Here is a 13,701-nt window from a genome sequence, read left to right as displayed (position 1 = left end):
CAATGAGCAGGAAACAGAATCATGTTGAGTAGCAAAAACAAAGTATTCATTCGCGGCCTGTTTGCCGCAGGTGCCACGGCCGCCGCCGTGTTTTCCACGCCTGCGCACGCTGCATTGCCGATTGAAAGCTGGACCGCAGCCAGCGGTGCGAAGGTAATGTTCATGCGTGCAGAAGCACTGCCCATGCTAGATGTTCGTGTGGACTTTCCTGCCGGAAGCCGTGCCGACCCTTTGGGCAAAGAAGGCCTGGCCAGTGCCACGGGCGACATGATAGGCCGTGGCGCTGAAGGTTTGTCGGAAAACCAGATCGCTGACGGCTTTGCTGACACCGGCGCCCAGTTTTCGGGCGGTGCCAGCACTGATTCAGCCGGTGTGCAGTTGCGTACACTCACTTCCGAACCAGAGTTTTCAAAAGCCATTAATTTGATGAAAACCGTGCTGCAAAAACCGGTGTTCAATGGCGATATTTTGGCCCGTGAAATGTCACGCAGCGTTGCAGGCTTGAAGGAATCGCTGACCAAACCCGACACATTGGCCGACCGCGCGTTTGCCACAGCTTTGTACCCCAACCACCCCTACGGCACACACACCACAGAAGCCAGCCTGAACGCCATTACTTTGAGCGACGTGCAGCAGTTTTATAAAACCCGCTACCTGGGCAACAAGGCGGTGGTGTCGATGGTGGGCAACATTACCCGCGCGCAGGCTGAGGCATTGGCCAATGAGTTAACCGCAGGCTTGCCCAAAGGCGAGTTGGAAGGCAATCCGCTGGGTGGCACTGACTTTCAGGAACTGCAAGCGGCCATGAAAGGCCAAACCATTCAGATTGACCACCCCGCCGCGCAAAGCCATGTTTTGATGGGCTTGCCTGCCATGCGCCGTGGCGCACCCGATTATTTCGATTTGTTGGTGGCCAATCACATTCTGGGCGGCGGTGGCTTTGTATCGCGCCTGATGGATGAGATTCGCGAGAAGCGTGGGCTGGCTTACAGCACCTATTCTTACTTCATGCCCGCTGGTGATGCGGGCCCATTCCAGGCGGGTGTTCAGACCAAAAAGGAATCGACAGCCGAAGCGGTGGGCATTATGCGCAAAACAATTCTGGAGTTCATCGAGAAAGGCCCCACCCAGGCTGAACTGAATGCCGCCAAACAAAACCTGATTGGTGGCTTCCCCTTGAGAATTGACAGCAATGGCAAGTTGCTGGGCAATATTTCCATGATGGGTCTGCACAATATGCCGTTAAATTACCTTGACAACTGGACAGCAGAAATTGAAAAGGTAACCGTACAAAGCGCCCGCGAGGCCTTTGCCCGGCGTGTGAATGCCGACAAGTTGGTCACCGTGGTGGTGGGCGGCAAGGTTGAGTAAACAAGTTGAGTGAGCTGAGTTGAGTGAATTAAGAATCATCGGTGGGGTGTGGCGCAGGCACAAGCTGCCTGTCGCAGCAGTGGAGGGCTTAAGGCCCACGCCCGACCGGGTACGGGAAACTGTGTTCAACTGGTTGGGGCAAGATTGCACGGGCATGGAGGTACTCGACCTGTACGCAGGCACTGGTGCTTTGGGCTTTGAAGCTGCTTCACGCGGCGCAAGCAGCGTGTTGTTTGTTGAGCAGAACCGCAAGGTGCTGGCCCAGTTGCAGGAAAATCGCGCCTACCTGCTTTCCAAGTGGGTTGATGCCATCAGCCCCAAGCCCAACTTGCAGGTGGATTCTGGCGATGCCCTGGCCACCATGAAGCGCTTGGCAACTTCAGGCAAGCGATTTGATTTGGTGGCACTCGACCCCCCGTTTCGAAGTGAGTTGATGCATGCCACCTTGCCTTCCATCCCCAATTTACTGAAACAAGGTGGCTTGGTGTACGCTGAATGGCATGAAAACCTGTTCGCCGACGAGCCCGCACTGTGCAAGGCTTTGAATGTGCAAGAAATTGAGGCTTTGCGCCATTTAAAAGCAGGCCAAGTGCACGCTCATTTGTTCGCCCTGCCTGCTGTGTGATACAAAGCGGGAATAGAGTTAATCACACGCAAACCTTTGACATGGAGATCAGCGATGCGCGTTGCTGTATATCCCGGAACATTTGATCCCTTAACCCGTGGCCACGAAGATTTGGTGCGCCGTGGCGCGAAGATTTTCGACAAGCTTGTAGTTGGTGTGGCCGACAGCCCCAACAAGAAACCATTCTTTTCGATGGACGAGCGCGTGCAAATTGCCCGCGAGGTGTTAAGCCACTACCCGAATGTGGAAGTGAAAGGTTTTCGCGGTTTGTTGAAAGACTTTGTTCGCGAGAACAATGCCAACGTAATTATTCGCGGCCTGCGCGCGGTCAGCGATTTCGAGTATGAATTTCAAATGGCAGGCATGAATCGCTATTTGCTGCCCGACGTGGAAACCATGTTCCTGACGCCGTCTGATCAATACCAGTTTATTTCCGGCACCATTGTGCGGGAAATTGCCTCACTGGGCGGCGATGTCAGCAAGTTCGTGTTCCCTTCGGTTGAACACTGGTTGAACCAGAAGCTGGGCTTGAACCCGCAGCAGGTTGCCAACAAATAAAAGTAGGTTTATGGCTTTAATCATCACCGACGAATGCATTAACTGCGATGTGTGCGAGCCCGAGTGCCCCAACGGCGCAATCAGCATGGGTGAGGAAATTTACGAAATAGACCCCAGCAAATGCACGGAATGTGTGGGGCATTTTGATGAGCCGCAATGCGTCGTGGTGTGCCCGGTTGAATGCATTCCCCTTGACCCGGCCCACCCAGACACCCGGCAGCAATTGCTGGGCAAGTTTTTCAAACTACACCCCGACAAAACGCCTTATTTGCCTGTGGGCGTGCCTGCCGCTGATTCTGCGGCGCCTGCCAAGCCAGCGCCCGCTGAGGGTTGTTGAACCGGGCACAAAACAAGGCTTGAACTTTCTAAAGGGTGTTCGTTCAACACCCTGAACCAGCCGTCTTGCCAAGCCCAGTAGGGCTTGTCTTCCCGAATTTTGCTTTCGTCTGCAACACAGTTCAATTCGCGCACCTGCTGCTCGGCCGGAATGCCTTCACTGCCCGCAATTGTTTCAGGCAACAGTTCAAGCAGGCCACTTGATGCCTCGTAATTCATGTTGAAGGTCCACGCTTGTGCATCTTCGTGTGTGTACGTCCATTCCGCTTTTTTCAAGGCCCAGTTTTGCGCTGGCAAACCACCTTCAAACTGCTGCACTGAAAACGCGGCTTGGTGCGTTTCAGGCAGATCGTCGCGGCGCACGTAGGTGCGCAAGTTGTCGCCATTCACTTTCACAAAAGGCGCACCTTGCTCATTGTTTGCTTGCAAAATTCGAAGCACCAGAAAGTCCTGTTCAGCGCTGGCCGTCCAAGGGAATCCGCCCCACTGGCCATCAATATCCGTTGTGAGTTTTTTCAGGCTTACTTCCCGCACTGGGCCCAGTTCAGCTTGGGCATTCATGGCCACATACAATTGGTTGTCAACTTCCGGTGATTTCACGCTTAATCGCCAGCCCAAACTGAATTGATTCTTCTCGGGGGTATCTCCAATCTGGAATTTCAGTTGTTCAAGTTTGCCGATGAGTAGTTGCTGGGCTTGTTGGTTGGAAACTGAAAACAACGCCTGTTCAATTTCAAGATTTCTTAAAGCAAGTTGGGGTGTGAAGAAACCGGGGTTGGCCACTTGGGTGCTTTGCCAGGCGCGTGCGGTCAGCGCCACTGGCAACACGGGTGTGCAGCTTAATTTAAGACCACTGCAATCGACCTGTTTTTCGGCTTGAACAGCAAGGCCTTTTAGCGTGAGAGTATCGATCTGAATTCGCTTTTTCTGAAACGAATCATAGCCATTCGCCCCCACACGAAGCAGGGCGATTTTCACATTTTCTTTGCGTGTGGGGTCGTCAATTTCAATTTCTGAAATCATGAGTTGCGGGTTCATTGACAAAGCAAGAACCACGCGTTTGGCGTTGATGGTTTGGTCTGGATACTGGTTCTGGATGCTTTGCAGGCGTGGCTCCCACACGAAGCGGGGCACCACAATGCCATGTGCAACAATAACCACCACCACAATCAAAAGAAGGGTTGCTGCAATTGTTGTAAGAACTTTTGACATGGCCGGGTGCTGCAAGTTGAAACTGCCACAACCGTAGCACACAATTGCGTCTGCCAAAAAACAAGGCCCCGCAGGGCCCGGTTTTTAGCGCTGAATGTCAGGTTTAAACATTGAACAGGAAGTTCAGCACGTCGCCGTCTTTCACTACATATTCTTTGCCTTCCGCCCGCATTTTACCGGCTTCCTTGGCACCATTCTCGCCCTTGAACTGAATGTAGTCTTCAAAGGCAATGGTTTGTGCACGAATGAAACCCCGTTCAAAATCGGTGTGAATAACACCTGCTGCCTGGGGTGCTGTGTCGCCAATGTGAATGGTCCATGCACGCACTTCTTTTGGGCCAGCGGTGAAGTAGGTTTGTAAGCCGAGTAACTTGAAGCCCGCGCGAATTACGCGGTTCAAGCCGGGTTCGGTCATGCCCATGTCGGCCAGGAATTCCATTTTGTCGGCGTCGTCCAGGTCGGCCACCTCCGCTTCAATGGCAGCACACACTGCAACCACCGGCGCATTTTGTTTGGCGGCATATGCTTGCAAGCGTTCTACAAAAGGGTTGTTCTCGAAGCCGTCTTCAGCCACATTCGCCACATACATCGCGGGCTTGGCAGTGATCAAGCCAAAGCTTTTGATGGCAAAAAGTTCTTCTTCATCCAGGCCCAATGCGCGCACAGGTTTGGCTTCGTTCAACTGGGCTTCACAGCGCTGCAAAATTGCCAATACCTTTGCCGCTTCTTTGTCGTTCGCACGGGCTTGTTTTGCCAGGCGATGTATGGCCTTTTCCACTGTGCCCATGTCGGCCAGGCACAGTTCGGTTTCAATGGTTTCAATGTCAGAAAGTGGGTCCACTTTGCCGTTCACGTGAATCACGTTGTCGTCTTCAAAGCAGCGCACCACGTTCACCACTGCGTCGGTTTCGCGGATGTGGGCCAAAAACTGGTTGCCCAGGCCTTCACCTTTGGATGCACCGGCCACCAGGCCGGCGATGTCAACGAATTCCACCGTGGCATGCAAAATTCGCTCGGGCTTTACAATTTCAGCCAGCTTGTGCAGGCGTTCATCTGGCACTTCAACCATGCCCACATTGGGTTCGATGGTGCAAAAGGGATAATTTTCTGCTGGAATACCCGCTTTCGTCAGCGCGTTGAACAGGGTGGATTTACCGACGTTGGGAAGGCCAACGATGCCGCATTTGAGGGTCATGAGAATTCGCTAAGTGCTTAATTGAATGGGGTGAATTGTACCTTGTTCACCCCATGCTGTTCACTTTTGAAGTCTAAATTTGGTTGCCGCCTGTTCCAGCTGGTTCACAACTTCAAGAATGGATTGGGTGCTTTCAAGGTTTTTGTTCAGGGCTTTTTCACTGGTGTCCATCATGGTCACAATTCGAATCAGGTTTTTTGACACCAAATCGGATGCCCTTGCCTGTTCAGCGACTCCGTTGGTGATGCTGTTGACTTCGGCCAGCGAGCGCTGTGCTTGCTGCTCGGTTTCAACAATGGCGCTCACTGCAAGGTCGGCATAGCTCCTTGAACTGGCAATCGAGCCAAGTCCATCGCCCACTGCACCTTCAACCACTTTGGCCAAGCTGTTCAGTTCAGCGGTTGTTTCTGAAATTTTAACGGCAGACACAGAGCTCATTTCCGCTAGTTTGCGAACTTCATCGGCCACCACGGCAAACCCCCGACCCTGATCCCCAGCGCGTGCTGCTTCAATTGCGGCGTTCAATGCCAGCAAATTGGTTTGGTCTGCTATCTGTTTAATTTCGTTGGTCATGGTGGTAATTTTTAGCGTGGCCTTGATAAAGTCGCCCACACTGGCCGACATGTGTTGAACGGCATTTTCCACATTGCCGATTTCAGACACCAGCACAGTAATTCTTGTTTTGCTTTGTTCGGTTTGCTCCAGGCTTTGTTGCACATTGCCCAGCACTTGGCCTGCGGATTCCGACACCTCTCCCATGCTGCTGCCCAATTCCTCGACCGCAGCGGATGTGCTGGTGGTTGATTCAGACACTCCTGACGATGAGTGCTTCAGCACTTTGGAAGACGAGTTCAACATCTCGGTGATCGACTTCAACTGGTGTGTGCCACTGATCATGGACGACACAGTTTCACGCAGCCCGTTGCTCATTGAATTCAGGTTGTTCAGAAGTTTGCCCGTTTCATCGTCGCTGGTGTTTTGAATGTTCTGCGTTAAATCGCCGCTTTCAATTGCCTTGCTGATTTCGATGGCTTGTTGAAGCGATGTGCGCATGTGTGTAATTGCCCGGAGCGCCATTGTGGATGCCAACGCGATGGCCAACAAGGCGATGATGCTTGCAGTTAAAGTGAATGTATTGATGTGCGAAATATTTGCTTCTGTGGCGCTGGTCATTTCCAGGTTCAACTGATCAGCGAACTTGTTAAATCCGCTTACTGCTGCGCTGGCTGCCTGATAGCAATCAGTCAGCATCAGCTGAATAGCAAGATCGAAGTTCCTCTCATTGGTGGCAGTTTCAATTTTTCCAACCACCGCTTTTAAGGCAGTCCAACCCGCAATTCCTTCATTCAGGTGCTGGCTGGCTTTGGCCGAAAGTGAGCGTTGTTTCAATTTGCCGACAAGCGCGTCTACCTGCACGGCCAAGTCCTGATACGTACTTTGGTAGTAGCGCACACGGTCAATCGGTGCACCGGCCTGCGTGGCGAACAGTGCATCGCGCAAATTCACGCGGGCGCGTTGAATGAAGTTCAATGTGTTGCCCACATCAATAATGGGTTCAACATTGAGCTGAACTTTGTTGGTTTGCCCCTTTAATTCGTATGCAAAGACTGAAAGAATCGAGATGGAGAGGACGATTAAAATACTTATCGAAACCGTTAATTTTTTCGCAATCGTCCAGTTTTTCATACGGCAATATCCTAGCTACATCAAAGGGAGTAGCAATGATATGTTGTTGCACTCTCGCCCAGTTCCCCCGCAATGTGTGCCCTGAACAGGTGATTGGATAAACTTACCCAGGGAATTTTTAACCCCCGTTTAACTTGTCCAGCCAGTTGGAAAAGTCATCTGCCATGCGTTCGCTTTCGCGAATCGCGCTTTGCCACATGGGTATGCGCACGCTGTGGTCAAATTTGTAGCGCTTGAAGTCGCTGCGGTCAGGAATTTTTTTGGCAGGCAGGCTAGCAACAAATTCTGGCGAAGGGCACACCAAAATCACATTGCTCATCCATTCTGGCCGGGCTTTGCGCACTTTCAAAAACTTGTCCAGCCAACCGGGTGTAACAGTGGGCGCAAAGTGTGGGTACAGCACCAAACCGTCGAGGCGGTGGTAGGGCAGGGCCAGGTGGTAATCCGTCAGCCCACCATCCCAAAAAGGGCCTTCGTGATGTTTCACTTCAGCTGCATCATCAGCCAGTGCCTGCGCAATTTTGTGCACCGGGTTCAGCACAAACGGAATGCTGCCGCTGGCCAGCAGCGCATCGTGAATATTCAATGCATCCAGATTTTCAATTCGGGTCGGAATGCGGTCGAATGCTTGTTGTAGCCACTCTGTGTTGGCCCCGGGGGTTTGAAACACCCAGCGCTCGAAATAGGTTGCCAATTTGTTGCGGTTTACACTGTTGGCCAGCACAGCGGATGCGAAACCACGCATGCGCGCGTGTTGCTGTTGAGCCTGCGCATAATGCAGTGGCGTTAATCCTTTGTTTACCCACACCAGCAACTCTTTGCCCACAGGTTTCACCATGTGTTGCGCTTCTTCCGCAACCACGGCCTGCACCATCGCTTGGCAAACCCGGCTTATTTCATGGCGGTCCACACCCTTGCGGTAATCTTGCGCTTCCACATACTGCTGGGCCAGGCGTTTGAATGTGGCTGCAGGGTTGCTACTGGCTGCGGCCGCCATGCGCCACGCGCCGATGGACGCACCGATTAACTGCAAGGGCTTCACACCTTTTTCAGCGCGGGTTTTTAAGTGGTCCGCGCCCAGCCAATCGTTGAACAAATACTGGTCTAGCCCTTGCAGAATCAAACCTTTCGGGCCGCCTGCTGCGGCGGGAATTGCGCAAATGTCTTCAGGCTTCAAACCTTTGTTCGCAATGTGCGCTTTGGCGCGTTCGCCCAGAATAATTTGAATGCTGCTGCTCATACACACTCCGTGTGAATGTGGGTAGTGGCCTGCCCAATTTGTCCTTTCAGAATAAGTTCTGTGTGCTTCAGCAACACGTCGATTGATTTGTCGATCACTTGTTGTTGATCGCCGCTTGGGCGATGCAACACAAAATCAGCCACGCCCTGTTGCAGGTTCAGGCTGCGGGGGTGGCCAATGCCGATGCGTGCGCGCCAGAATTCGTTGCTACCCATGTGGGCGTGAATATCTTTCAAGCCATTGTGGCCTGCATGGCCGCCACCTTTTTTCATCTTGATTTGGCCGGGCAACAAATCCAGTTCATCGTGCGCCACCAGAATTTCTTCAGGCATTATTTTGAAAAACTTGGCCAGTGTGCCCACTGCCTGGCCCGACCGGTTCATGAAGGTGGTGGGAAACAGCAGCCACACGTCTTCACCTGCAAACTTGATGCGGGCCAGGTCGCCAAAAAAACGCTTGTCGCTTTGTAAAAACACATTGTGTTTGCGCGCCAGCGCTTCCAGATACCACACGCCAGCATTGTGGCGAGTGTCTGCGTACTGGGGGCCTGGGTTGCCCAGGCCGACGATCAACTTGATGGGGGTGTTGCTGGACATGAAAAAACAGCCCTGTGAATCACAAGGCTGTATTTTCACCGATTATTTGATTGCAGTGGCGGCTTTGATACTCGAAGTTTGATCAACTCTGCGCCAAGCACTGACCAGCGCCATCAAACTGGCGGTGGTGATGTTGTCGTGAAAGCCCACGCCAAACTTGCTGCCTGGCACATTCGGCACACTCACTTCAATAATGGCCATGGCCTTTGATTTGGCACCCTGGCCCACGCTGCGTTCCTCGAAGCCCACAATGTCCATGGGCACACCAAGGGCTTGCACAGCGGCATCCAGCGGGCCGTTGCCCACGCCCTCTAGCCGTGAAGTTTCGCCGTGTTGTTGCACGGTAATTTCAATGCCTTGGCCACCCTCAGCATCAAATACCTTATGACCGATGTAGCGCGGCTGGCTTTCGTCATTTTGCAAATAGGTTTGTTCAAACAAGGCCCACAAGGCAGGTGATGTCATTTCCGCTGCGGTGCTGTCACTGACTTTTTGCACCACACTTGAAAACTCCACTTGCATGCGGCGTGGCATTACCACGCCATGTTCGCGTTCCAGAATGTAGGCAATGCCGCCTTTGCCAGATTGGCTGTTCACGCGGATCACGCTGTCATAAGTGCGGCCCACATCAACCGGGTCGATGGGCAGGTAAGGCACTTCCCAAATGGCATCGGGCTTTTGAATGTCGAAACCTTTTTTGATGGCATCCTGGTGCGATCCTGAAAATGCGGTGTACACCAAGTCGCCCACATACGGATGACGAGGATGAATAGGCAACTGCGTGCAACTTTCCACCACACGGGCCACGGCATTGATGTCGGAAAAATCAAGCTTGGGGTGCACGCCTTGGGTGTACATGTTCAAGGCCAGCGTCACGATGTCGACATTGCCACAGCGTTCGCCATTGCCGAACAAACAACCCTCAACACGTTGTGCGCCGGCCATCATTGCCAATTCAGCAGTGGCCACGCCTGTGCCACGGTCATTGTGTGGGTGAACGGAAAGCACCACATGTTCACGGCGATTCAAGCGCCGATCCATCCACTCAATTTGGTCGGCGAACACATTGGGTGTACTCCACTCCACAGTGGTGGGCAGGTTGATGATGATCTTTCTGCCGGGCCCGGCTTCCCATGCCTCAATGGCGGTGTTGCAAGCTTGTAAGGCCACGTCCAGTTCTGTCATGTTGAAACACTCGGGCGAGTACTGCAAAACCCATTGTGTTTCGGGGTGTGCGTCAGTCAGTTCCTTCACTTTCTGCACACGCTTTTTCACCATGTCGATGACTTCAGGCACAGTCATGCGGAACACCGTATTTCTCCACACGGGTGCGGTGGAGTTGTAGATGTGGACGATGGCGCTTTTGGCACCAATCACCGATTCCACTGTTCGCTCGATGAGGTCGTCTCGAGCCTGGGTCATGACCATGGGGGTAACGTCTTCCGGAATCAAATCGTTGTTGATTAAATGCCGAACCACGTCGAAGTCGATTTGCGAAGCGGCGGGAAAGCCGACTTCAATTTCCTTAAAACCGATGCGCACCAATTCCTTGAAGAAGTCCAGTTTTGTGGCCACACTCATGGGCTCAAAAATCGCTTGGTTGCCGTCGCGCAAATCGGTGCTTAACCAGATTGGCGCATTCTCAATGGCCTTGTTGGGCCATGTTCTGTCGGGCAGGTCCACTTTGTAAGCGGGGCGATATTTGGTGGCGGGGTTCTTCAACATGCTGCGTTGGCCTCCTTGGGCCGTTTCAAATTAAGTACCGATGAAGAACAGTGTAGGCGCTTTGCAATGAAATATGATTGCGTTTATTGCTTTGATAAAAAGGTTATTTGGCAGATAATTGCGCTTATCAATAAATTAATGGCATAAAAATTGATATGCAAGAACTTGACCGCTATGACAAACGCATTTTGACCTTGCTGCAGGCTGACGGGCGAATGAGCAACCAAGACCTGGCCGATGCCATCGGCTTGTCGCCTTCGCCCTGCTTGCGGCGTGTGAAAGCGCTGGAAGAGGCGGGGCTGATTACCGGCTACCGTGCCTTGGTGGATGCGAAAAAACTGGGGTATAGCCTGATGGCGCTAATTTACATTTCCATGGATCAGCATACGCCGGAACGCTTTGCCAGTTTCGAGGGCGGCATTGCTGCGATTCCCGAAGTGCTGGAATGTTTGCTGATTACGGGGCAGCAGGCCGATTACCAGTTGAAGGTGATTGTGGCCGACATGGATGGCTATCAGGATTTGTTGTTGAACAAAATTACGCGCATCAAAGGCGTAACCGGGGTGCACACCAGCTTTGTGCTGCGTAGGGTGGTGGACAAAACCGAGGTGCCTGTTTAATTTTGCAGCAGGTTTTGAATCATGATGCCACCACCACCAATCAGCACACCGAAGTAAACAATGGATGCCACATTGGCCAAGTGGCCCAGCAGCACGGCTGTGCCGTCGCGTTGAATTAGCCCCACGGCCAGAAACAACAGGGCGATACCCGGAATGGTGTTGCTAAAAGGAATGAAGCCAAAAGGCGCCATCAATAGCACTGCGCCCAAAATTAAGCCAAGGTCATTTAAAAGATTCATTCCACGGCCTGTGGTTAGCCATGCCAAGCGGTGGGGTTTGCTGATTTTTTCTAGCCGCGGAATCCAGACCATGCCTTTTTCCAGGGCATTGCGCAGTTTGTCTGCAGGCAGTGCCCGTTCTTTAACGCGCTTGGGCAGCCACAAAGTGCGGCCAAACAGTCGACTAACACCGATCAACAAAATGGCAGCGCCGAATACGGTGCTTACACCGGGAATAGACACCGGTACCATGAACACCAGCGTGAGGAAAGCGACCAGCAGCAACATGCCATCTCGACCTACCAGGTCTAGAATTTCACCCAGACTTACGGTGGTGGAGGGAAGCTGCGCAATGACCTGCTTGATTTGGTCGCCCAGTGGCAGTTCATCGAAATTCTTGGTGTGGTTCAATTCGAGCATTGTGATGATTGTTTACTAGAGGCACATTGTGCCCATAAAAAAAGCCGCTGGACCAAGGTGCAGCGGCTTTCCAAAGACTAATGTCGGTCTGGCGATTTATTCGTCGCCTTTCACAGCACCTGCCTTGATTTTCACTGAAACCACTGACAAGTCTTGCTGACCGTGGTTGGGAATGCTGACGCCTTCAGGGAACTGCAGTTCAGTCACGTGAATTGAACGCTTGGTCACATCCAATACGCTGCAATCGACTGCGATGAATTCTGGCAGGTCTTTCGGCAGGCATTCGATTTCGATCTGGTTGGCTACAAAGGTAACCTGGCCAGCGTACAGCTTAACGGCCGGGCTTTCCAGGTGACCAGAGAAGTGCAAAGGCACGTTCATGTGGATTTTCTGGTTGCCGTCGATGCGCTGAAAATCGATGTGCAGCAATTGTGGCTTGTAAGGGTGTGACTGGAAGTCGCGCAGCAACACTTGCTGTGACTTGCCGTCAATTTCCAGGTCCAGAATACTGGAGTGGAATTTTTCTTTTTGCAGGGCGTGCCACAAGGGGTTGTGCTCAATTTGCACAACCTGAGCTTCTTGATTTGCGCCATATACAATGCCAGGTACCTGGCCTGCACGACGCAGGCGGCGGCTCGCTCCGGAACCCTGCTCTGTGCGGGATGTTGCAACTACTTTCATGTTGATTCTCCAAAATTGACTTCACCGCGACCAGTGAAACCAAATTATGCGGCACTTAAGGGCGTCCGCAAAAAAGCCCAAAAAACTTTCTACTGCTGATTCACTTCTTAATCGATAAATAGCGAGCTGACAGAGTCAGAGCGCACAATGCGGCGAATGGTTTCGGCCAACAGTTCGTCGACACTCAGCACACGAATTGTTTTGCTGCTGCTCGCTTCGTCGGACAAAGGAATGGTGTCAGTAACCACCAGTTCATCCAGATCAGATTCTTCAACGCGTTGAATGGCACCACCGGACAAAACAGGGTGTGTACAGTAAGCCACCACTTTTTTCGCACCGTTCGCCTTCAAGGCGGCAGCTGCTTTACACAGGGTGTTGGCTGTGTCGACCATGTCATCCATGATCACGCAGGTGCGGTCTTTTACGTCACCGATGATATTCATTACCTCGGCCACATTGGCGCGTGGACGACGCTTGTCGATGATCGCCAAATCACAGTTCAAGCGCTTGGCCAGTGCACGGGCGCGAACTACGCCACCCACGTCGGGCGACACAACCATGAGATTGTCTAGGTTCTGTTTCCACACGTCGCCCAGCAAAACGGGCGATGCGTAGATGTTGTCCACGGGAATATCGAAGAAACCCTGAATTTGGTCGGCATGCAGGTCCATCGTCAAAACCCGGTCGACGCCCACCACCTGCAACATGTTGGCCACTACCTTGGCAGTAATCGCCACGCGTGAAGAACGCACTCGGCGGTCTTGACGGGCATAGCCAAAGTAGGGAATTGCAGCGGTAATGCGGCCAGCAGATGCGCGCTTCAGCGCGTCGATCATGACCATCATTTCCATCAGATTGTCGTTCGTGGGTGCGCAGGTGGACTGCAGCACGAACACATCTTTGCCGCGCACGTTTTCATTAATTTCGACCATGACTTCGCCGTCGGAGAAACGACCCACAGTGGCCTTGCCCAGCGGAATGTTCAGCTGTTTGGCCACTGACTCGGCCAATGCTGGTATCGCATTGCCGGTGAAGATCATTAGACTGCTGTCGCTTGCCATTGTTTACCCCGGGGCTTGACGTGTGCGTTGGCGAAATAAAAAAAGGGCCAACCTGTGGCTGGCCCTTTTTGGTATTGGCAGAGGAGGAAGGATTCGAACCTTCGAATGCCGGAATCAAAATCCGGTGCCTTAACCAACTTGGCGACTCCCCTAAAAA

The 13,701-nt window shown here is 52.5% G+C and carries 14 protein-coding genes and 1 tRNA gene; 5 read left to right on the top strand and 10 right to left on the bottom strand.

The window, feature by feature from the left end:
* The first annotated feature begins 21 nt into the window (after positions 1–21).
* Genes NSP04_RS00785 through NSP04_RS00770 form a run of 4 tightly spaced genes read left to right on the top strand, consistent with a single transcriptional unit; the run spans position 22 to position 2,891 of the window.
* Positions 22–1,371, top strand: a complete 1,350-nt coding sequence (locus NSP04_RS00785; RefSeq protein WP_257510430.1) for a M16 family metallopeptidase — start codon at positions 22–24, stop codon at positions 1,369–1,371.
* Positions 1,372–1,390: 19 nt separating this feature from the next.
* Complete coding sequence (gene rsmD, locus NSP04_RS00780) at positions 1,391–1,996, top strand: 16S rRNA (guanine(966)-N(2))-methyltransferase RsmD (RefSeq protein WP_257510429.1); 606 nt, start codon at positions 1,391–1,393, stop codon at positions 1,994–1,996.
* 54 nt (positions 1,997–2,050) lie between these two features.
* On the top strand, positions 2,051–2,554 hold the full coding sequence (gene coaD, locus NSP04_RS00775) for a pantetheine-phosphate adenylyltransferase (protein ID WP_257510428.1): 504 nt from the start codon (positions 2,051–2,053) through the stop codon (positions 2,552–2,554).
* Positions 2,555–2,564: 10 nt separating this feature from the next.
* Positions 2,565–2,891 carry a YfhL family 4Fe-4S dicluster ferredoxin gene (locus tag NSP04_RS00770; RefSeq protein ID WP_257510427.1) on the top strand — a complete coding sequence of 109 codons (327 nt, stop codon included), beginning with the start codon at positions 2,565–2,567 and terminating at the stop codon, positions 2,889–2,891.
* On the opposite strand, the gene NSP04_RS00765 is transcribed toward NSP04_RS00770, so the two are convergent.
* From NSP04_RS00765 to leuA, 6 genes are all read right to left on the bottom strand, one after another.
* Positions 2,819–4,102: a hypothetical protein gene (locus NSP04_RS00765; RefSeq protein ID WP_257510426.1), complete on the bottom strand. Its 1,284-nt coding sequence runs from the start codon at positions 4,100–4,102 to the stop codon at positions 2,819–2,821. The genes NSP04_RS00770 and NSP04_RS00765 overlap by 73 nt on opposite strands.
* A 103-nt stretch (positions 4,103–4,205) precedes the next feature.
* Entirely contained in the window at positions 4,206–5,297 is a 1,092-nt protein-coding gene (ychF, locus tag NSP04_RS00760; RefSeq protein ID WP_257510425.1) for a redox-regulated ATPase YchF, read from the bottom strand.
* 60 nt (positions 5,298–5,357) lie between these two features.
* Complete coding sequence (locus NSP04_RS00755; protein WP_257510424.1) at positions 5,358–6,983, bottom strand: methyl-accepting chemotaxis protein; 1,626 nt, start codon at positions 6,981–6,983, stop codon at positions 5,358–5,360.
* A gap of 118 nt (positions 6,984–7,101) precedes the next feature.
* A complete protein-coding gene (locus NSP04_RS00750; RefSeq protein WP_257510423.1) occupies positions 7,102–8,223 on the bottom strand; it encodes a patatin-like phospholipase family protein in 1,122 nt (373 codons plus the stop codon).
* Positions 8,220–8,819 (bottom strand): aminoacyl-tRNA hydrolase, encoded by a 600-nt coding sequence (gene pth / locus NSP04_RS00745; protein WP_257510422.1) that lies wholly within the window; start codon positions 8,817–8,819, stop codon positions 8,220–8,222. The genes NSP04_RS00750 and pth overlap by 4 nt, the downstream gene beginning before the upstream one ends.
* 42 nt (positions 8,820–8,861) lie before the next feature.
* Positions 8,862–10,544 (bottom strand): 2-isopropylmalate synthase, encoded by a 1,683-nt coding sequence (gene leuA / locus NSP04_RS00740; RefSeq protein WP_257510421.1) that lies wholly within the window; start codon positions 10,542–10,544, stop codon positions 8,862–8,864.
* Positions 10,545–10,699: 155 nt separating this feature from the next.
* Between leuA and NSP04_RS00735 the strand changes: the two genes are divergently transcribed.
* Positions 10,700–11,164, top strand: a complete 465-nt coding sequence (locus tag NSP04_RS00735) for an Lrp/AsnC family transcriptional regulator (RefSeq protein WP_257510420.1) — start codon at positions 10,700–10,702, stop codon at positions 11,162–11,164.
* On the opposite strand, the gene NSP04_RS00730 is transcribed toward NSP04_RS00735, so the two are convergent.
* The 4 genes from NSP04_RS00730 to NSP04_RS00715 form a co-directional block, all read right to left on the bottom strand.
* Positions 11,161–11,802: an exopolysaccharide biosynthesis protein gene (locus NSP04_RS00730; RefSeq protein ID WP_257510419.1), complete on the bottom strand. Its 642-nt coding sequence runs from the start codon at positions 11,800–11,802 to the stop codon at positions 11,161–11,163. The two genes, NSP04_RS00735 and NSP04_RS00730, sit on opposite strands and share 4 nt — an antisense overlap.
* Before the next feature lie 96 nt (positions 11,803–11,898).
* Positions 11,899–12,483, bottom strand: coding sequence for a 50S ribosomal protein L25/general stress protein Ctc (locus tag NSP04_RS00725; protein WP_257510418.1), 585 nt, complete (start codon positions 12,481–12,483; stop codon positions 11,899–11,901).
* Positions 12,484–12,590: 107 nt separating this feature from the next.
* Positions 12,591–13,544: a ribose-phosphate pyrophosphokinase gene (locus NSP04_RS00720; protein WP_257510417.1), complete on the bottom strand. Its 954-nt coding sequence runs from the start codon at positions 13,542–13,544 to the stop codon at positions 12,591–12,593.
* Positions 13,545–13,619: 75 nt separating this feature from the next.
* Positions 13,620–13,696 (bottom strand) — tRNA-Gln (locus NSP04_RS00715).
* Positions 13,697–13,701 lie beyond the last annotated feature (5 nt).

The sequence above is a fragment of the Limnobacter parvus genome (genome assembly GCF_024623725.1).
GTDB classification, from domain to species: Bacteria; Pseudomonadota; Gammaproteobacteria; order Burkholderiales; family Burkholderiaceae_B; genus Limnobacter; species Limnobacter parvus.
This window is presented reverse-complemented; position numbering and strand designations above follow the sequence as displayed.

Excerpts from the sequence above, each read along its gene's own strand:
- NSP04_RS00785 (WP_257510430.1), top strand. The coding sequence starts at position 22 with ATGTTGAGTAGCAAAAACAAAGTATTCATTCGCGGCCTGTTTGCCGCA.
- coaD (WP_257510428.1), top strand. The coding sequence starts at position 2,051 with ATGCGCGTTGCTGTATATCCCGGAACATTTGATCCCTTAACCCGTGGC.
- NSP04_RS00770 (WP_257510427.1), top strand. The coding sequence starts at position 2,565 with ATGGCTTTAATCATCACCGACGAATGCATTAACTGCGATGTGTGCGAG.
- NSP04_RS00765 (WP_257510426.1), bottom strand. The coding sequence starts at position 4,102 with ATGTCAAAAGTTCTTACAACAATTGCAGCAACCCTTCTTTTGATTGTG.
- ychF (WP_257510425.1), bottom strand. The coding sequence starts at position 5,297 with ATGACCCTCAAATGCGGCATCGTTGGCCTTCCCAACGTCGGTAAATCC.
- NSP04_RS00755 (WP_257510424.1), bottom strand. The coding sequence starts at position 6,983 with ATGAAAAACTGGACGATTGCGAAAAAATTAACGGTTTCGATAAGTATT.
- NSP04_RS00750 (WP_257510423.1), bottom strand. The coding sequence starts at position 8,223 with ATGAGCAGCAGCATTCAAATTATTCTGGGCGAACGCGCCAAAGCGCAC.
- pth (WP_257510422.1), bottom strand. The coding sequence starts at position 8,819 with ATGTCCAGCAACACCCCCATCAAGTTGATCGTCGGCCTGGGCAACCCA.
- leuA (WP_257510421.1), bottom strand. The coding sequence starts at position 10,544 with ATGTTGAAGAACCCCGCCACCAAATATCGCCCCGCTTACAAAGTGGAC.
- NSP04_RS00735 (WP_257510420.1), top strand. The coding sequence starts at position 10,700 with ATGCAAGAACTTGACCGCTATGACAAACGCATTTTGACCTTGCTGCAG.
- NSP04_RS00730 (WP_257510419.1), bottom strand. The coding sequence starts at position 11,802 with ATGCTCGAATTGAACCACACCAAGAATTTCGATGAACTGCCACTGGGC.
- NSP04_RS00725 (WP_257510418.1), bottom strand. The coding sequence starts at position 12,483 with ATGAAAGTAGTTGCAACATCCCGCACAGAGCAGGGTTCCGGAGCGAGC.
- NSP04_RS00720 (WP_257510417.1), bottom strand. The coding sequence starts at position 13,544 with ATGGCAAGCGACAGCAGTCTAATGATCTTCACCGGCAATGCGATACCA.